The sequence below is a fragment of the Virgibacillus sp. SK37 genome (genome assembly GCF_000725285.1).
In the GTDB taxonomy this organism is placed as follows: Bacteria; Bacillota; Bacilli; order Bacillales; family Amphibacillaceae; genus Virgibacillus_Q.
In genome coordinates, this window is sequence record NZ_CP007161.1 from 1871759 (window position 1) to 1891400 (window position 19642).

Genomic DNA, 19642 nt, shown 5'->3' on the forward strand with positions numbered 1-19642 from the left:
TACACATGTAAAGGGAGGATCTACAACATGATATCAGTAAATGATTTTAAAACAGGTTTAACAATTGAGGTTGATAATGATATTTGGCAGGTAATGGAGTTTCAGCATGTTAAACCAGGGAAGGGAGCAGCTTTTGTTCGTTCCAAGCTTCGCAATTTACGAAATGGAAACATTCAAGAAAAAACATTCCGCGGAGGAGAAAAGGTAAACAAAGCCCATATCGAAAATAAAAAGATGCAGTATTTATATGGATCCGGGGACTCCCATGCCTTTATGGATACAAATACGTATGAACAAATTGACCTGACTACAAGCCAAATAGAGCATGAGCTAAAATTCATGAAAGAAAATATGGAAGTATCTATTATAACCTATGAAGGTGAAATATTAGGGGTTGATTTGCCAAAGAACGTTGAACTTGAGGTTACGGAGACCGAGCCCGGCATTAAAGGCGACACAGCTAGTGGGGGAACTAAACCAGCAACGTTGGAAACAGGGCATACAGTGCAAGTACCTTTTTTCATTAATAAAGGTGACGTTTTGCAGATCAATACTACTGATGGAAAATATGTTTCAAGAGCATAAATTCATGGAAGCAAAACAGGCATAATTCGTCCTGTATAGATATCTAAGCAATTAAAAGCAGTCCTACAAGGGCTGCTTTTTTACATGGAAAAATAATATGAAATGCTGATTCTAATATATGATAGCGCTACTCAATGATTCGCAAAATAGATTAACTCCGAACTAACTGGGGTTAGATGGAGTAATTAATTTTACAGAGGAAGCACTCATTGATTTGCGTTTCAGGCGGACGCTTTCACACCTCCGGGTACAAGCGCGACAATTGTTCGTAACCTCACAGTGTCTTCTTTGCCGCCCGGCATGGCCTCAGCCGCTTCCTTCGCTACGCTCCGTCCAGGGTCTTCGCCTCATGCTATTCGAGGCCACTGAAAAAGTCCGGTAAATCCTTGAGAAGGCTAGTTCCAAAAAATTACATCCCCACTTTTTTAGTCTATGAGTGGAGTAAACTGGCATTGACTCTCCATCTAGGCAAATTAAACAACGAAATTTTGGGATAGCGTTTTTTGAAAAACTTCTATTTTAGTAGAGAATGACTTTTTCAGTGGCCTCATGCTATTCCGGCAGGAGTCGCCCCCTTCCGCTCCAATCAATGGGTATGTGCTATTGATTAATTTGAGGTATTTAGGAATTGAATAAGTGGCTCTTATCTTTAACAGCTTTGAGATATACACCTTAGCGAAGGGGAAATATGGAGACTCCTCGAAAATGACAATACACATTTTCATCGTGCGATGGATTGCTGACGAAGCCTTCCCTGTCCTGCGGGAAAAGCGAGACTAGCGAGACCCCGCATTCATACAAAGGTTGGAAGGCTAAAGTCGCGACGTCCTGGGGCTGCGCATACTCGCCCCACCAAAACCCATTGTCGCAACACCTTCATGACCAACATCCTGTTGGCCCGAGGCTCGCAGGCCGCCCGCGGAAAGCGGAATATTTCCCCGTAGCGGTGATTTACGCAGTCTCTATATTCTTAGTTACGTCGCAGTTTTCTCCTACTGCGAATTACTTTCTTTTATTGCTGATTAGTACCTCTTACGGCAGATAGTACTAACCACTAGTTCATAATTTACTCCTACTATGGATAACGTTTAGACCCCACTTTGCAATAGATCCAAAGCTTTGTGCTTTATTAAGTTTTAATGCTTGAACCGTCACGTCATTCCAATGGAGCCATATTATTATTGATCATTGCCCTTCGTTTGTTTAACTCTGCTACTTCCCTTGTCTTTTTCAACTCTAAAGAACTAATGAACTTTCTGCTTTTAGATTATCAATAGAAAGGCATATTTTTTTAGCTTACACATACATTTACTAATAAGTTATTTACAAAAAGTGAGGACATGCCATGGAAGAAATATTACGAATTTTTCCGGAAACACTTCAGCAAAAGTTAAGTAAGCATATAATGAATCGTTGGAATGAACTGCAGGAGATAAGGTTGAGATTAAATCAACCTGTGGAATTAATTTGGGACAACGTTAATGAATGGTTAGACAATGCTAGGCCTACAAAGCAAGAGTTTATATCTATTATAAACCAACTTAGCCAGTTTTCATTATATCGTATGGAGGATGAACTTAGAGAAGGTTATATAACGATTGAAGGTGGTCATCGGATTGGTTTAGCGGGAAAAGTCAATACACTTGGCGGCAATGTAAAATCTATTCAATATATAACCTTTTTAAACATACGTATAGCCAAGGCAAAGGTTGGTGTAGCAATACCGATCATACCATATTTGTACGATTCTCAATATGTAAATACTTTAATCGTAGGGCCACCTCAAACAGGGAAAACAACAATCATACGGGATGTAGCACGGATAATCGCTACTGGTTGGAAGGACAAGCCGGCTAAAAAGGTTGGTGTAATTGATGAACGTTCCGAGATTGCTGCTTCCATCAAAGGTATCCCTCAGCACAATTTAGGAAAAAGAACTGACGTAATGGATGCTTGCCCTAAGGCTGAGGGGATGATGATGATGATTCGCTCCATGTCTCCAGACATTTTAATTGTGGATGAAATTGGGACAAGTAAAGATGTAGAAGCTTTGATGGAAGCGACTCATGCAGGTGTAAACATTATTTGTACGATACATGGAAAATCGTTGGACGAGATAAAAAGGAGACCCTCTTTTCGTCATCTTTTAATTCAAAAAATTTTTCAACGGATTATCATTTTAGAAAAGCATGGAAAACCAGGCCACATTGCAGGGATTTACAACGAAGATGAGGTGAATATATGGAAGGAATCGAGGTGCTTATCGGATGATGTGGGTTGGAGCACTTCTTTTGGTAGGAACAACTACCTGGATGGGATTCGAATGGAGTAACAGACTGGAGAAAAGACCACGGCATATCCGTCAATTAAAAAATGCGTTACAAATATTAGAAGCTGAAATGATTTATAGCCAATCTCCTCTAAAAGACGCTTTTACTGTTATATCTAAACAAGTTCCTGAACCAACAAGAACGTTTTTTGCTGGACTAGATGATTTTCTTAATGACAATAACAAAGACCTATTTATTGTCTGGAACAATGCTGTTAATAAACTGATGGAAGTGTCTTCTTTGGATAGGAATGAAAAGGAAATTTTACTACAATTTGGAAGGACATTGGGTCAGCATGATTTCGTTCAACAACAGAAACATATACAACTCGCAGTCGGACATCTGGACAGGGAATTGGAAGAGGCAAGAGATAATTATTTGAAATACAGTAAAATGGCGAAAAGCCTCGGATTCTTATGTGGGGTATTCATTGTATTATTGCTTATCTAAGAAAGAAAGGAGCCCATCTATGCTTACAGATGCGTCTATTCTCTTCCAAATTGCTGGAATTGGGATCATTGTAGCATTAATCCATACAATACTAAAACAAATGGGAAAAGAAGAAATTGCACAATTTGCTACATTATTGGGGTTTATCATTGTGCTCGTAATTGTAATCAATGGTCTTTCAGAATTATTTCAACAAATTAAATCTGTATTTTTATTCCAAGGGTAGATTATTATGGACATTTTGCAGATTGTAACACTTGGGCTCGTTGCAACCATCTTATATATTACTTTAAAAGATATTAATGGATCGTTTGCCTTTTTTATTATTATCATAACAGGAATTATCATCTTCATATCCATCGTTCATCAAATTGGAACCATCTTTCAATTACTTCAATCACTTGGCGAAAAAGCAAACGTAAAAGGTATGTATATGGAAACAATCCTTAAAATAATTGGAATATCGTATATTGCAGAATTAGGTGCAAGTATATCTAAAGATGCCGGCCTTCAATCCGTTGCTTCTTATATTGAACTGGCAGGGAAAATATTTATTCTTTTATTAGCAGTTCCGATTATTACTGCTGTGATCGAGGCGATATTGGGCTTCTTGCCGGCAACCTAATGAACCAATGAATGGAAAGAAAGGGGAAATAGGTGTGAATCGGACTGTTAAAATCGTGATAGTTTTCTTGCTAATCTTCCCTTATATAGTTTCAGGTCAAGTATCGGTTGCAGCAACAAGTCCCCCTGTTGGTTCTGATGAATTAGAGGATGCCATGCTTCAAGAGATTTCTCTAGAAGGTGTACAGGAGTACTGGAGTGAGCTGGTGGATGAATATAATGGCTATTTACCAGGAATTGAGAAAAAAAGCGTCTATGATCTAATAAAAAATCAAGAGTCTTTTTCAATTAAAGATAGCGTTATTGGTTTTCTGGAATTTTTATTTTATGAACTAATATTAAATGGAAAGTTACTTGGTATGTTGTTAATGCTTACATTGTTCTCAATTATTTTGCAGACGATGCATACTGCCTTTGAAAAAAGTGCGGTAAGTAAGATTGCTTACTTCGTTGTTTACATTGTACTAATATTCATTGCACTGAACAGCTTTTATCTGGCCTTTTCTTATGCCAAAGAGGCAATCGATACAATGAGCAGCTTTATGATTGCATTATTGCCATTGGTACTTGGGCTGATGGCAACCTTTGGAAACCTGCTTACAGTGTCTTTCTTTCATCCAATTATCATTTTTCTTATCAATTTAAGTGGTTTGCTGACATCACATTTTATTATGCCTTTATTGTTTTTATCTGCTCTTCTACTAATTGTAAGTAGTTTAAGTGATGGATACAAAGTAACACATTTAGCTAAGTTATTACGAAACATAGGTATAGGCACACTAGGGGTATTCTTCACTATTTTTCTGGGGGTATTATCTGTCCAGGGAGCAGCAAGTGCAATACAGGACGGTGTAGCTATGAAAACAGCGAAGTTCCTTACCGGGAATTTTATCCCGGTAGTTGGCAGAACGTTCACTGATGCAGCAGACACTATTTTAAGTGCTTCGCTACTTTTAAAAAATGCAGTTGGAATCGTTGGCTTGGCCATCGTCTTATTTATTACTCTTTTTCCGGCAATCAAGATATTTGCTATTGCCTTAATATACAAGATAGCAGCTGCAATTCTTCAACCGATAGGAGACGGTCCTGTTATATCCAGTCTCAATACAATAAGTAATTATATTGTCTATATACTAGCCTGTTTACTTGCGGTATCTTTTATGTTTCTGTTAGCTATTGTACTACTTGTTGCGGCTAGCAACATTACATTGCTTTTACGTTAAGGTGGTTAAAATGAGTATACTTATAGACTGGATCACGCAGATTATTATCTTTCTTCTTCTGGCAAGTGTTATCGATATATTAGTTTCTTCAACTAAGATGAAGAAATATGTAAAGTTAGTAACTGGGCTCATATTAGTATTAATTTTATTAAAGCCCATTTTCTACGTTCTTCAAATTGATATTGAACAAGCTGTCCGGACTTCTATTAATCAAGTTAATTTAGAAAGAAACCATGATAAATCTATAAAAAATTTAATAGAATTTCAAAAAAGTGAAATACAAACAACACATGATGCATATATTTTAAAACAAATGGCTGTCCAATTAACAGAGATTGCAGAAAAACCTCTATTAGAAAATTATAAGGTTGAAATCAAAAATATTGATTTTCAATTTACAGAAACAGCAGCTGAGGTTTCTTTTGAAGGATTGGAAAAAGTCATTGTATATATAAAAGAATCAAAGGGTGGGGAGGGAGCAGTGAGTTTAGTTGATGATGTGGTAATTGATATGAACAACCCTGTTGAAACCAAAGGAAACGAGGATACCGAACAAATAGAGTCTTTTTTAAGAGAGCTTTGGGAAATGGGAGATAAGGACCTAACGGTTATAAAGGAGGGAGGGATCACTTGAAGCAACTGTTGGAAAGGTTTTTTGGACGGAAAGATAGTGAAGGCGGCAAACGACCATCCAAAAAAACAGGATATATGATCATATTGGGAATAGCCGGTTTGTTTTTGTTAATTCTCAGTAATATTTTCTCCTCGTCTCCTCCAGAAGCAATTAATGACCAAGAGCTTGAGAAAATGGAGACAGCAAAGGAAACAAGCCAGCAGGAGACACCCACTACAACTAGTATAGATGAACTGGAATCCCTATATAAAAAAGATTTAGAAACAATGCTTAACAAAATAGAAGGAGTATCTGAGGCTGAAGTGATGGTCAATCTGGAATCAACCTCGGTTAAGGTCTATGAAAAAAACTTAATAAAGGGGCAACAGTCAACGGATGAATCTGATAAAAATGGTGGAGAAAGAAAAGTAGAGGATCAAACGGAAGAAGTGCAGACAGTGCTAGTGAGACAAGGCGATAGAGAGGTACCTTTGTTGATACAAACAAAGAAACCCCAAGTCAGAGGAGTCTTTGTTGTAGCTAAGGGCGCAGACCATGCTACTGTAAAAAAATGGATGATCGAATCTATCTCGCGTGTGCTTGATGTTCCAAAACATAGAGTTTCAGTAATGCCAAAGAATTAGGGGAGGAATGAAGTTATGTTAAAAAAGCAAACAGTTTGGTTGCTAACAATGTTAAGTTTAATGATTGTGTTGAGTGTGTATTACATGACCTCACCAGCAAGTGAAGATTTAGCCTACATTAATGATGGACAAGATCAGGAGGAAGCTGTACCTACCGATTCGCAGGAGGCAGAAGAAGAAGAAGCTGGGGTAGAAGGTATTTCAAACATGGGGGAAGATGAATTATTTACCACCATTCGAATGGAATTGGAAGATGAGAGAAGTATGAAAAAGGATAGATTAAAAGATATTGTAGCTTCAAGTTCTGCTTCTGCAGATGAAAAGGATCAGGCGCTTAGAGATATTGACGTTATTGAGGATGTAACTACAAAGGAATCGATCCTTGAAGAAACTATTTTAGGTTCAGAAAAATATGATGATGTATTAGTTCGGTCAGAAGATGACAAAGTACATGTGCATGTAAAAGTTGATACACTCTCTTCTACTGAAGTAGTTAACATTATGCAAATGGTGAGAGATGAATTTGGTGAAGTTCCTGTAGATGTAAATTTCCAACCTACAGCAAGTGAATAAATTGCTAAAACCCGAGCCGTGGTCAGACTCGGGTTTTTTAGCTCTTCGAGATAAAGCCCCTTCATTTAACATATGTAACTATTCGCATTGGAGACATATCATTGTTATAATAAGTGAGTAAATTGTTTTGCAAAACCCACTGTGAAACCTTATTTATCAGAAGTTCCTTAAACAGGGAAGTATTCAATGTTGAATGAACACCACAATTTATCGTAAAATATTATTAGGAGTTTTTAGGACCTAATACTAAAATTAAGAATGGAAGGGTGCTACCATTATGTTGAAAGTGCAGGAAATTAGAGAAATTATCAAGCTAATTGATCAATCATCCATTAATCAATTTACTTATGAGTCAAACGGTACAACTATAACTATGGAAAAGTCAGCCGGAAATACAACTGTTCAACCACAGAATACCCCAATTCAAGTAGTTGAAGAAAATCCGCCTGTGCAACCGAAGGAAGAACCAATTATTAAAGAAGAAAAGCCAGCGGAATCTCTTAAGGAGGAAACTGTAAAAGAAGAAACAAAACCATCTTATGATTATGAAATTACCTCACCTATGGTAGGGACATTTTATAGTTCACCATCTCCTGAAAGCGGCCCTTATGTTTCTGTAGGCAGCAAGGTAGAAGATTCATCCATTGTATGTATAGTAGAGGCAATGAAGCTATTTAATGAAATTGAAGCAGAAGTTTCAGGGGAGATAGTTGAAATCCTTGTAAAAGATGGCGAGTTAGTAGAGTACGGTCAGCCATTATTCAGAGTAAACAAGAAATAAGGGGATGTAGCGTGTGATTAGGAAACTGTTAATTGCTAACAGAGGTGAAATAGCCGTACGTATTATTCGTGCTTGTAAAGAAATGGATATAACGACAGTAGCTGTGTACTCAGAAGCTGATAAGGAGGCATTACATGTTCAATTAGCTGATGAAGCTTATTGTATAGGACCTACTTTAAGTAAGGACAGCTATCTGAATTTCACTAATATTATGAGTGTGGCGACACTTACAGAAGTGGATGCTGTCCATCCGGGCTATGGATTTCTTGCTGAAAACGCTGATTTCGCGGAAATTTGTAAAGCGTGTAATGTTACTTTTGTGGGTCCCACTCCAGAAGCTATACAGCAAATGGGAATTAAAGACGTAGCTAGAGAAACAATGAAAAAGGCAAATGTACCTATTGTTCCTGGTTCTAATGGAATTATTGAAAATACGGATGAAGCAATTGAGATTGCCGAAAAAATAGGATATCCAGTTATTATAAAGGCAACTGCTGGGGGCGGGGGTAAAGGTATTCGTGTCGCCAGAACAGAAGAAGATCTTATTAAAGGAATCCAAGTTACACAAAAAGAAGCTGAAACAGCTTTTGGAAATCCAGGGGTATATATTGAAAAATTCATCGAGGATTTCCGCCATGTTGAAATACAGATTCTTGCAGATGAGCATGGAAATGTTGTCCATCTTGGGGAAAGAGATTGTTCTATCCAAAGAAGACTGCAAAAGCTAATAGAAGAAACACCTTCACCTGCAATTACACCTGAGATCAGGGAGAAAATGGGTGAAGCTTCTGTAAAGGCTGCAAAAGCAGTTAATTATGTAGGAGCAGGAACGATTGAATATATATTTGATAGAAAAAGTAACGAGTTTTATTTTATGGAAATGAATACAAGAATCCAAGTAGAACATCCGGTAACAGAACTTGTAACTGGTGTGGACCTTATTAAAGAACAAATTTTAATCGCAAACGGTGAAAAACTATCCTTTAAACAAGAGGATATTGAATTTGAAGGTTATGCAATGGAATGCAGGATAAATGCTGAGAACCCATATAAAAATTTTATGCCTTCTGCTGGCGAAATAGAAATGTATCTTCCACCAGGTGGATTAGGTGTAAGAATAGATTCTGCAGCATATCCTGGATATAGAATTCCCCCTTACTATGATTCCATGATCGCTAAGTTGATTACATATGGAAAAACGAGGAAAGAAGCAATAAATAGAATGAAACGCTCACTAGATGAGTTTGTTGTAGAAGGAGTATATACAACAATTCCATTTCATCGACAAATCATGGAGCATGAAGTATTTGTAAAGGGAGATTTCAATACGAATTTTCTTGAGGAGAATCCGATCATTGAGAAAAAAGATTGACTGGTCTTTTAATTAATAAAGGAGTGAGAGTATGGATGAACAGCCTTTGTTAAACGTTAGTGGTGATAGTAGTTTAGGTAAAGTTGAAATAGCGCCTGAAGTTATTGAAGTTATTGCTGGTATAGCTGCCGCAGAAGTAGATGGCCTCTATGCGATGCGTGGAAACTTTGCAACGGGTGTCGTGGAACGCTTCGGGAAAAAAGCGCATAGTAAGGGTGTCAAGGTTGAACTTACGGAGAATGGTGTGCTAATCGACTTATTCGTTATCCTGAATTACGGCATTTCTATTCCTCAAACTGCACAGAAACTGCAAACAAATATAAGGCAAACACTAAAAAATATGACTGCTTTGGAAATTGATGAAATTAATGTGCATGTTGTAGGTATACAAATGGAAACAAGGGAAAGTGAAGAACAGAAAGAGGATTAGGGGAGAGACCAAAAGATGATTGCGCATCTTTTGGTCTGCTTTTTTATCCTGTTGAAATGTGGCCGCAAGCTTTTAGCTCGAACGGCATGCCATGCACGAGTTATAAAATTGCACTTTTGTTTTAGCTGGTTGGTCCTAGCGTTGATTTCTTAATCATGTTATTATTTGTAGAGATTAGTTAAAGGAGCTATATACAAATGAATAGACACACAGCAAGAGAAAAAGCATTTCAAATTCTGTTCCAACTCGATATTAATAAAAATGAACCCAGTCAAGCAATAAATGATTTCCTGGAAACGGAAGAAAGTGATTCATTCTTAATACTACTTGTTGAGGGAGTAACAGAAAACAAACAAAAAATTGACCAGGTGTTGGCTGAACGTATTGAAAAATGGTCTTTTGAACGGATAGCTTCAGTAGAAAAAACGATTCTGCGTATTGCTTCATATGAGATTCAATATCTTGATGATATACCGACAAATGTATCTATTAATGAAGCAGTTGAACTAGCCAATAAATATGGAGATGAGAAATCAGGTAAATTTATAAATGGTGTACTTTCAAAAGTAATTAATGACAAAGGGGAGTAAATGATGACTGCAGTTGAAATCAATGGGAGAGATTTGGCGCAAGAAATCAAAGCTGATATGAAGATGGAAGTAGAGGAACTTAATCGTAAAGGAATATATCCAAAGCTTACAGTTGTTCTCGTAGGAGAAGATCCTGCATCCAAATCCTATGTAAAAGGGAAAAAGAAAGCCTCAGCGGAAACAGGGATCGAATCTGAACTAATTGAGCTCCCAGCTTCAACTACAGAGGCAGAATTATTAACCCTGCTAAATGAGTTAAATAATGACAATTCGATTCACGGGATTTTAGTTCAGTTGCCATTACCAGACCATATTCATCAACAGAAGGTGATAGAGACAATTTCACCTGAAAAAGATGTAGATGGATTCCACCCTATTAATATTGGTCATATGATGACAGGTAATGATACCTTTCTTCCTTGTACTCCGCACGGTATTATTACTTTGCTAAAATCCCGTAATTTACAGATAGAAGGTAAGCATGCTGTAGTTATTGGAAGAAGTAATATAGTAGGTAAACCGGTTGGACAATTACTATTAAATGAAAATGCGACGGTCACTTACTGCCATTCAAAAACCCAGAATCTTCAACATTATACGAAGCAAGCAGATATCCTAATAGTTGCTGTAGGCAAGCCAAATGTAATTAACCAAACCCATCTCAAAGAAGGAGCCATAGTCATAGATGTTGGTGTGAATAGGCTTGAGGGCGGTGCCCTGACCGGAGATGTTGACTTTGATAGCGCAAAGGAAATAGCTTCTTATATTACTCCTGTTCCTCGTGGAGTCGGGCCAATGACAATTACAATGTTGCTAAAGAATACCATTAAAGCGGCTAAAGGAATGACAAGATAATTGAAAGACAATTATTTAACAGTAACTGCGCTAACAAAGTATCTAAAAAGAAAGCTTGATACAGATCCCCATCTAAAAAACATTTGGTTAAAAGGTGAAATCTCTAATTTCAAACATCATAGTCGTGGCCACATGTATTTAACAATTAAAGACGATCAGACACGAATACAGGCAGTGATGTTTGCTGGAAACAACCGCTTCCTCAAATTCATGCCTGAAAACGGAATGAAGGTTTTGATAAAAGGTGAAATAAGTATATTTGAAGCATATGGGCAATATCAATTATATATACAAAATATGGAACCTGATGGAATTGGTGCTTTGTATTTAGCCTTTGAACAGCTGAAAGAAAAATTACATAAAAAAGGGTATTTTGACCAGCAATATAAAAAGAAAATCCCTGTACATCCCAAACATATCGGGGTTATAACCTCGCCTACTGGTGCAGCTGTTCGTGATATTATCACAACAATAAAAAGAAGGTACCCAATTGTTTCTCTAACGGTAATTCCCGTTTTGGTGCAAGGTCAAAATGCTGCAAATTCAATTAAACAAGCAATTGATAAAGCGAATGAAAAGGCAATGTTCGATGTTTTAATTGTAGGTAGGGGCGGAGGCTCTATTGAAGAGTTATGGAGTTTTAATGAGGAGATAGTAGCCGAAGCTATCTTCCGCTCGAGCATCCCTGTAATTTCTGCAGTCGGACATGAAACAGATCTTACGATAAGTGATTTTGTTGCAGATATGCGTGCTCCCACACCTACTGGTGCAGCCGAACTGGCTGTACCTTCACACATTGAATTAAAAGAAAGAATAACGATGTTAAGAAGATCAGTGAAAAAAGAAATGACACGGAAAGTTCTACAGGAAGAGCGACAGATTCAGCGCATAAAAGATTCCTATGCGTTCCGTTACCCTCAACTTCTTCTTAAGCAAAAAGAACAAGAACTGGATCATAGTGTTGGAAATTTGCAAAAAAGTGCAAGCAACTATGTTAAACAGACGGAAAAAGCTTATCAAGATCTTTTTAAGCGATTACTGGCCCAGCATCCCAAAAAACAAATCCAACAATCTCATAACGAATTAAACCAACTGACTAAGAGGCAAAAGTATTACATGAATTTGTTAATTGAACAAGGTAGTAATCAATTGCGGAATACGATTGATAAATTAACACTTGTTAACCCTCTTGCTATTATGCAACGCGGATTTGCTATACCTTATACGCAGAGAGGAAACATAATAAAGTCAACTAAACAAGTGAAAGAAAAAGATTCGATAACACTCCATATGGCAGATGGAAGGTTAAGCTGTTATGTTGAGGAAATAGAGGAGGAACATAATGGAGGAAAAGAATGAATTATCCTTTGAGGAAGCAATGAAAGAATTAGAAAATATAGTAGGAAAACTGGAGGAAGGTGACGTTCCTCTTGAACAAGCAATTGAATACTATCAAGATGGGATGAAATTGTCAAAACTATGTAATGATAAATTGAAAAATGTCCAAGAGAAAATGACCCATATCATGAATGAACAAGGTGACCTCGAACCTTTTGAAATACAGGAGGATGAATAGTTGAATACAAATCTGATTTCATATATGGAACAAAGTAAAGAGCTTATCCATGATGGACTTATAACTTCTCTGGAGAAATTGGACATTCCAACTAATTTGAAGCAGGCAATGCTGTATTCTGTTAAAGCTGGAGGCAAGCGGTTAAGACCTGTGCTATTATTTTCTGCGTTTGAAGCATATGGAAAAGATCTTGAAAAAGCCATTTCCAGCGCAATTGCTCTTGAACTTATTCATACTTATTCACTGGTCCATGATGACCTGCCTGCAATGGATAATGATGATTACAGAAGAGGTAAACTAACAAATCATAAAGTTTATGGAGAGGCAACTGCCATCCTGGCCGGTGATGCACTACTAACATACAGTTTTGAATTGATAGCTAATGACCCTCTTTTACAGGATGCTGAAAAAGTGGATTTAATTAAAAATTTATCCTCCGCTAGCGGACCTAAAGGGATGGTTGGAGGACAAATCCTAGATATGGAAGCTGAAAATAAAGCTATTTCGCTAACTGAATTAGAGAGAATACATGTTCTGAAAACTGGTAAATTACTTCAATTTGCTGTTTATGCTGGAGCATATCTTGGTGGAGCAACTAATTCCGAGTTAGCCGCACTAAAAGATTTTTCTTATTATCTTGGTTTAATATTCCAAATACAAGATGATATTCTTGATGTCACTGGAGACCCCAAAAAAATGGGGAAACAGGTTGGGAGTGACGAGGGAAACAATAAAAGCACTTACCCCAAGTTACTTGGATTAGATGGAGCTATCGAACAAAAAAATATGTATAGTAAGAAGGCAAAAGAAGCGTTAAAAAAATGCAAACGCAGATCATTCTTACTTAATGATGTTAACAGATCATTTTGGTAATAGAGATCATTGATAGCAATTGGTATAAAAGCGATTTTTATGTTATAATTATCAAGAATGAGGAATGGTGCAGTATTCTAGTCAGTCCTCCGTTCCTGAAGGCGGGCCTAAAAATCCGCCAAAGGGCACATCGATGAAGTTCCTTGTGTTGGCTTGAGGCGCCCAGCCTTGGGTCGATGCTGGGAGTTAAGGTTTTCGGGCGATCCACAAAGGCATGTGGGCGTTGACCCGATTACCGCGGAGGCCCATCTCTGTCGTGACTGCTAAGCCTAGGAGTCATTATGGAATGGGGTATGAACCTGCTTAATTGGGTAAGGGACACCTTGTTAGCAGCGTAGCCTGCCTTGAGTGGTGTCTGAGGGGATTAGAGTCTTAAATATGAGTACTGGTGGCCACAGAACTTATATTTTTATCTCTATGAAATCAGCACTGCAAAAGAGGCTAGGGAACGGCTAAAGACTGTTGAGGAAAACTCCTAGACTGTTCTTGGACATTTAAAAGGGATTATAGTGTGGACTAAGTGGTAATCCAGTCTGGCTAATGGCGACATAGCTAAGATGGGTTTAAAGGGGAACCTCCTTTTATGGCAACATAGGGTACCCATCTGGGAAAACCTACTGGACCTAAGCCGCAGTTTTTACCTTTTAAATGACCATTCCTTCTTACATAATAAAATAAGATTCAGAGGTAAATTATGAATTCCCAAATAAAAAATTCTTTAAAATTTAGTCTTACTATTGCCGTTATCACATTTGTGTTAGCGGCTATTTTTTCAGTTATTTCTTCTTCCATTTTGGGTGAAGTTATGTGGATTATAGGTTTAGTTATTGTGTTTCTCATTGTGTTAATTGGTGTTATTTTTGACATGCTGGGAATTGCTGCTACTGCCGCTAGTGAGTCGCCTTTTCATGCAATGGCAGCTGAAAAAGTACACGGTGCCAAAGAAGCAGTAGCAATAATAAGAAATGCAGATAAATTCGCCAGTTTTTGTAATGATGTAATTGGAGATATTTCCGGTATTGTGAGTGGAACTGCATCAGCTATTGTAGTGCTGCAAATTGCCAATTTATTTGGTGAAGGCGAAGGGTCCTCTATCCAGATTATACTATCAGTTGTATTGACAAGCTTGGTAGCAGCACTTACAGTTGGAGGCAAAGCAATTGGCAAATTTTTTGCTATACATTCTTCCACCTCCATCATTTTTTTTGCTGGAAAATTAATCTCAATAATTGAGAATAAATTAAAAATAAAAGTTTTACCAAAAAATAAAAAGCAGTAAAGGATTATTAAAATATGGGTAAAAAACGGATTGATGTTCTATTAGTGGACAGAGGGTTAATTGAAACACGAGAAAAAGCCAAGCGCATGATTATGGCGGGCCTTGTATACACAGAGCAGGAAAGAATTGATAAACCGGGAATAAAGGTGGAGGAAGATATTCCATTAACCGTAAAAGGAAAGCTTTTTCCGTATGTAGGTAGAGGAGGCTTGAAGTTTGAAAAGGCCCTTACTTATTTTGCTATCTCTGCTATGGATAAGATCATGATCGATGTAGGCTCCTCGACGGGTGGTTTCACAGATTGCGCTTTACAAAATGGAGCTAAATTAAGTTATGCAATAGATGTAGGATACAATCAATTGGATTGGAAGCTACGAAATGATGAAAGAGTAATTGTAATGGAACGTACCAACTTTCGCTATGTCACACCAGATATGTTGTTGCATGGCCCACCGGATTTAGCTTCTGTTGATGTATCGTTTATCTCCCTTAAATTAATATTACCAGTGTTGAAAAAATTATTAAAACCAGATAGTAATGTTGTGGTCCTGATTAAACCACAATTTGAAGCAGGTAGGGAGCAAGTTGGTAAGAAAGGCATTGTTAGGGACCGGGGTGTTCACTTTCAAGTTCTAAAGCAAATTATTTCATTTGCTCAGTCGGAAGGATACACATTTAAGGATATAACATATTCCCCTATAACTGGGGGAGATGGGAATATTGAATTTTTAGCTCACTTTTCTTGGGGGAATAGCAAAGATTGTCCACCAGTAGATGAAGAGCAGCTATTAAAGCTCGTAGATGATGCTCACAATGAATTAACGATGATAAATAAAAAAGAAAAATGACTACGGGTCTTTTGTGGTCTGTGTAATGAGGGTGTTAAATGAGTAAACTACAACGTCATATTAAAATTCGAGAATTAATCACAGAAAACGAAATTGAAACACAGGATGAGCTTGTAGCTGATTTAAAAGATCTCGGGTTCAATGTAACTCAAGCTACCGTCTCGCGTGATATCAAAGAACTTCATCTTGTAAAAGTACCATCCACAAATGGCAACTATAAATATAGTCTGCCTGCTGACCAACGATTTAATCCATTAGAGAAATTAAAAAGGTTAATAAATGACGCATTTGTAAAAATAGAACATGCAAGCCATTTTATAATTTTAAAGACCTTGCCTGGTAATGCCCAAGCAGTAGGAGCATTAATTGATAATTTGGATTGGAAAGAGATTATGGGCACCATCTGTGGTGATGATACATGTCTTATTATATGTAGGACAGAAGAAAAGGCAGAAATTATTAAAGACCGATTTATTGATATGCTTTAACTAATGTCTGGTTTGAGGTGATTATTAACGTGCTAACAGAATTATCTATACATGACTTCGCGATTATTGAGGATATATCTATAACATTCAATGAAGGATTGACAGTGCTAACAGGTGAAACTGGTGCAGGGAAATCCATAATTATTGATGCAGTGCAATTATTGGCTGGTGGCAGGGGATCAGTCGAATTTGTAAGACATGGAACAAAGAAAGCGGAGATTGAAGGTTTATTCATAATTGACTCTGATACCCATCCCATTTATGAAGTTGGAAACGAATATGGTATTGAAATATCTGACAAGCAGATTGTACTTCAACGTTCCATTACGGCCAATGGAAAAAGTATATGCAGGGTAAATAGTAAATTAGTTACACTTGCAATATTGAGGGAGTTTGGAAAGACACTAATTGATATTCACAGTCAGCATGAAACACAGTCTCTTATGAACCCTGAACATCATATCGACTTACTCGATATGTATGATGCAGGTCAAATTAGAAAAACAAAACAGGAGTATCATAAACTGTTTGGTAAACTTTTATCCCTGAAAAATCGCTATAAAAAATTAAGTGAAAATGAACAGGAAATGGCTCACCGACTAGATCTTCTTCAATTTCAGCTTAAGGAAATTGAAGAAGCTGATCTATCACCTGATGAAGATCAGAACTTAGAGGAAGAAAGAGCTTCCTTGGTTAATTATGAACGTATTTTCCAAGCGTTGCAAGATGGATACAATGCTTTGTACGGGGAACAGAAAGGGTTGGAATGGGTTAATAAAGCTCAGGTGGCACTCCAATCTGCTGCTACATATGATAAATTTATTGAAGAAAAAGCAGAAGCAATCTCCAACCATTATTATGCTTTAGAAGAATTGACATATGAACTACGGAATTATACAGAAATGCAGCAATACTCTCCTGGCAGATTGAATGAACTTGAGGGTAGATTAAACGAAATCAGCCGTTTGAAAAAGAAATATGGTGCTACAGTGAATGATATTCTGGAATATATGGCAAAAGTAGAAGAGGAAATTGAAGAAATCACTAACAAAGATTCTCACTTATCTAAGCTTAATGAAGAAATAAAAGAAATACAAAAAGATGCATATTTGGAAGCAAGACAACTACATGATTTACGTAAAAAGGCAGCAAATTCCCTAACAACTAATATTCACAAAGAATTAAAAGGATTGTATTTAGAAAAAGCGTCCTTTGCAATTTCATTTGGAGAAGGTGATGGTTTTAAAAACGAAGAAGAACTTCCACTTCATAAAAATGGTTTTGATCACGTACGCTTTTTAATTTCAACGAATACAGGGGAACCTCTTAAAGAATTGAACAAAATCGCTTCCGGTGGTGAGCTTTCCAGGATAATGCTCGTTCTTAAGAAGATCTTTTCCAGGCATCAAGGTGTTACAAGTGTTATTTTTGATGAAGTAGACACAGGAGTTAGCGGTAGGGTTGCACAGGCTATTGCTGAAAAAATATATCAAATTTCACAAGCTTCGCAAGTACTGTGTATTACACACTTACCTCAGGTAGCAGCAATGGCAGATACCCACAAATTTATCAAAAAGCTGGAAAAAAACCAACGCACGTTTACATCAGTATCCGAGCTAACAAAAGAGCAGCAAATTGATGAACTAAGCAGAATGATTACGGGTACTAAATTAACCGAGACTGCTAAAGAACATGGAAAAGAAATGCTTGAATTAGCGTATCAGTATAAAGCATCATTATAAAGATCAAGAAAATACGGATAAATTTATGTAAGAAGCCAGAAAATAGAATATCTGGCTTTTTTATTTGCTTAGAAAACGATAAGAATATACATACGTTAAATAGCTGACAGGTCTAAAAGGAAAAGATACACATCTTTGCTTATCATTAACCAGTTTATTTACAGGACTGTTAGGTCAAATTAAAGATACAGAAAGAAAAAAGCATAGGTTAGGAAGAGGAGAGTGACAACAGTTGAATTTCTTAAAAACAAATATAAGAATATTGACAGGCATAGTACTTCTTGTTGCCGGGTTAATTATTCCATTCCTAACACCTGTACAAAATTACCTCTCCATTCCGAATGAGTTGGAAATATTTCATAATAGCCAAGTGCCAATCCCTACTTTGGGTGAAAGTATTCAAGTAAGTAATACGTCTGAAAAAAGCGTGCAATCAATAGAGGGGTCTCCCTTTTATGCTGAAAGTCCTGGTGGAAGTGAAATTGTTTATGAACTTGCCGGAATACCAATTAAAAAAGTTGATATGTCTGTACTGGATGATTTACGTATAATACCAGGCGGACATTCCATTGGTGTTCAACTTCAGACTAAAGGAGTACTTGTAGTTGGTCATCATTTGGTTTCTGTTAAGAATGGATCTGTATCACCTGGAGAAGAAGCAGATATCATGGTTGGTGATGTTATCTTAGAGATAGATGGGGAGCCTATAAAAGAAATGAAAGAAGTAAAACCATTTGTAAGTAATGCAGCAAAAAACAAAACACCTCTTAATATTAAGTTAAAAAGAGGTGACGAGATACTAAAGAAAGAACTTCAGCCAGTAATGGATACAAAAGACCAAGAGTACAAGCTGGGTTTGTATATAAGAGATACGGCAGCAGGGATTGGAACTATGACGTTCTATGATAAAAAATCAAAAAATTATGGTGCACTAGGTCACGTTATATCCGATATGGATACAAAGAAGCCAATTCAAATAAATGATGGAACAATTGTACACTCTTCCGTTACTTCAATTGAAAAAGGAAATAATGGTGTACCTGGTGAAAAGCAAGCCACATTTTCCATAAAAGAAAATAAAATTGGCTCAATAACTAAGAACAGTCCTTTTGGTATCTTCGGTAAATTGAACGAAGATAGTATAAATAACTTAAAAGGCAAGCCATTGCCTGTTGCGTTATCACATGAAGTCAAGGAAGGGCCTGCCACGATCCGAACTGTTGTAGAGGATGAAAAAGTGGAAGAATTTGATGTAGAGATTGTTAGTTCAGTCCCTCAGAAATTTCCTGCAACAAAAGGAATGGTAATCAAGATAACGGATGAGGAATTGCTCAAAAAAACCGGTGGTATTGTTCAAGGAATGAGTGGAAGTCCAATTATCCAAAATGGGAAGATTATAGGAGCAGTTACACATGTGTTTGTAAATGATCCTACTTCGGGTTATGGAGTGCATATTGAGTGGATGTTACAGGATGCAGGGATTGATATTAAGAAGCAAAATAAAAATAAAGCTGGCTAAAAAAATGACTTGTTATGGAGGCTCTCCATTTCAAGTCATTTTTCTTATAGCCATAATATGGTATTTGTGTTATATTTAAATAAATATTTTTCGACAAACATGTCTAAATTTATCAAATGATGAAGTAATTTGGAGCATTAGTGAGTAAAAGAACGCAAAACTAAAAAAATCCAATGTTTTTTAAATAAAAGAAGGAATTTCTATTTTTTTGGAGAATATTAGTAAAAGAGATAACTGTTACATAAAG

Annotated in this window: 22 protein-coding genes; all 22 read left to right on the plus strand. The window is 36.9% G+C overall.

The window, feature by feature from the left end; translation table 11 throughout:
• Positions 1–27: 27 nt before the first annotated feature.
• The 22 genes from efp to spoIVB all read left to right on the plus strand — a co-directional run bounded on the left by efp (position 28) and on the right by spoIVB (position 19395).
• A complete protein-coding gene (gene efp / locus X953_RS09695) occupies positions 28–585 on the plus strand; it encodes an elongation factor P (protein WP_040955381.1) in 558 nt (185 codons plus the stop codon).
• A 1345-nt stretch (positions 586–1930) separates the two neighbouring features.
• Complete coding sequence (gene spoIIIAA, locus X953_RS09700) at positions 1931–2917, plus strand: stage III sporulation protein AA (protein WP_040955382.1); 987 nt, start codon at positions 1931–1933, stop codon at positions 2915–2917.
• Positions 2853–3365 (plus strand): stage III sporulation protein SpoIIIAB, encoded by a 513-nt coding sequence (gene spoIIIAB, locus X953_RS09705; RefSeq protein ID WP_040955383.1) that lies wholly within the window; start codon positions 2853–2855, stop codon positions 3363–3365. The genes spoIIIAA and spoIIIAB overlap by 65 nt, the downstream gene beginning before the upstream one ends.
• A gap of 19 nt (positions 3366–3384) precedes the next feature.
• Positions 3385–3591, plus strand: a complete 207-nt coding sequence (gene spoIIIAC / locus X953_RS09710; protein ID WP_019378262.1) for a stage III sporulation protein AC — start codon at positions 3385–3387, stop codon at positions 3589–3591.
• Between the two features lie 6 nt (positions 3592–3597).
• Entirely contained in the window at positions 3598–3990 is a 393-nt protein-coding gene (spoIIIAD, locus tag X953_RS09715; RefSeq protein WP_019378263.1) for a stage III sporulation protein AD, read from the plus strand.
• Positions 3991–4024: 34 nt separating this feature from the next.
• Positions 4025–5212: a stage III sporulation protein AE gene (gene spoIIIAE / locus X953_RS09720; RefSeq protein WP_040955384.1), complete on the plus strand. Its 1188-nt coding sequence runs from the start codon at positions 4025–4027 to the stop codon at positions 5210–5212.
• A 10-nt stretch (positions 5213–5222) separates the two neighbouring features.
• Complete coding sequence (spoIIIAF, locus tag X953_RS09725; protein ID WP_040955385.1) at positions 5223–5846, plus strand: stage III sporulation protein AF; 624 nt, start codon at positions 5223–5225, stop codon at positions 5844–5846.
• Positions 5843–6469 carry a stage III sporulation protein AG gene (gene spoIIIAG, locus X953_RS09730; RefSeq protein WP_040955386.1) on the plus strand — a complete coding sequence of 209 codons (627 nt, stop codon included), beginning with the start codon at positions 5843–5845 and terminating at the stop codon, positions 6467–6469. The genes spoIIIAF and spoIIIAG overlap by 4 nt, the downstream gene beginning before the upstream one ends.
• Before the next feature lie 15 nt (positions 6470–6484).
• Entirely contained in the window at positions 6485–7042 is a 558-nt protein-coding gene (locus tag X953_RS09735; protein ID WP_040955387.1) for a SpoIIIAH-like family protein, read from the plus strand.
• 277 nt (positions 7043–7319) lie between these two features.
• Positions 7320–7823 (plus strand): acetyl-CoA carboxylase biotin carboxyl carrier protein, encoded by a 504-nt coding sequence (accB, locus tag X953_RS09740; protein ID WP_040955388.1) that lies wholly within the window; start codon positions 7320–7322, stop codon positions 7821–7823.
• A 13-nt stretch (positions 7824–7836) separates the two neighbouring features.
• Positions 7837–9195: an acetyl-CoA carboxylase biotin carboxylase subunit gene (gene accC, locus X953_RS09745; RefSeq protein WP_040955389.1), complete on the plus strand. Its 1359-nt coding sequence runs from the start codon at positions 7837–7839 to the stop codon at positions 9193–9195.
• A 31-nt stretch (positions 9196–9226) separates the two neighbouring features.
• Positions 9227–9625 carry an Asp23/Gls24 family envelope stress response protein gene (locus X953_RS09750; RefSeq protein WP_040955390.1) on the plus strand — a complete coding sequence of 133 codons (399 nt, stop codon included), beginning with the start codon at positions 9227–9229 and terminating at the stop codon, positions 9623–9625.
• Between the two features lie 197 nt (positions 9626–9822).
• Positions 9823–10215: a transcription antitermination factor NusB gene (gene nusB / locus X953_RS09755; protein ID WP_040955391.1), complete on the plus strand. Its 393-nt coding sequence runs from the start codon at positions 9823–9825 to the stop codon at positions 10213–10215.
• Positions 10216–10218: 3 nt separating this feature from the next.
• On the plus strand, positions 10219–11070 hold the full coding sequence (gene folD, locus X953_RS09760; protein WP_040955392.1) for a bifunctional methylenetetrahydrofolate dehydrogenase/methenyltetrahydrofolate cyclohydrolase FolD: 852 nt from the start codon (positions 10219–10221) through the stop codon (positions 11068–11070).
• Positions 11071–12429: an exodeoxyribonuclease VII large subunit gene (xseA, locus tag X953_RS09765; protein WP_040955393.1), complete on the plus strand. Its 1359-nt coding sequence runs from the start codon at positions 11071–11073 to the stop codon at positions 12427–12429.
• A complete protein-coding gene (locus tag X953_RS09770; RefSeq protein ID WP_040955394.1) occupies positions 12413–12646 on the plus strand; it encodes an exodeoxyribonuclease VII small subunit in 234 nt (77 codons plus the stop codon). Before xseA ends, X953_RS09770 begins: the two co-directional genes overlap by 17 nt.
• On the plus strand, positions 12647–13519 hold the full coding sequence (locus X953_RS09775; protein WP_040955395.1) for a polyprenyl synthetase family protein: 873 nt from the start codon (positions 12647–12649) through the stop codon (positions 13517–13519). It begins immediately after the preceding gene.
• Between the two features lie 694 nt (positions 13520–14213).
• Positions 14214–14798: a hypothetical protein gene (locus X953_RS09780; RefSeq protein WP_040955396.1), complete on the plus strand. Its 585-nt coding sequence runs from the start codon at positions 14214–14216 to the stop codon at positions 14796–14798.
• Between the two features lie 14 nt (positions 14799–14812).
• Positions 14813–15646, plus strand: coding sequence for a TlyA family RNA methyltransferase (locus X953_RS09785; protein WP_040955397.1), 834 nt, complete (start codon positions 14813–14815; stop codon positions 15644–15646).
• Positions 15647–15684: 38 nt separating this feature from the next.
• On the plus strand, positions 15685–16134 hold the full coding sequence (gene ahrC / locus X953_RS09790; protein ID WP_040955398.1) for a transcriptional regulator AhrC/ArgR: 450 nt from the start codon (positions 15685–15687) through the stop codon (positions 16132–16134).
• Between the two features lie 29 nt (positions 16135–16163).
• Positions 16164–17876, plus strand: coding sequence for a DNA repair protein RecN (recN, locus tag X953_RS09795; protein ID WP_040955399.1), 1713 nt, complete (start codon positions 16164–16166; stop codon positions 17874–17876).
• A 232-nt stretch (positions 17877–18108) separates the two neighbouring features.
• The gene (spoIVB, locus tag X953_RS09800) at positions 18109–19395 is read left to right on the plus strand and encodes a SpoIVB peptidase (RefSeq protein WP_040955400.1); all 1287 of its coding nucleotides are present in this window, start codon (positions 18109–18111) and stop codon (positions 19393–19395) included.
• Positions 19396–19642: the final 247 nt, after the last annotated feature.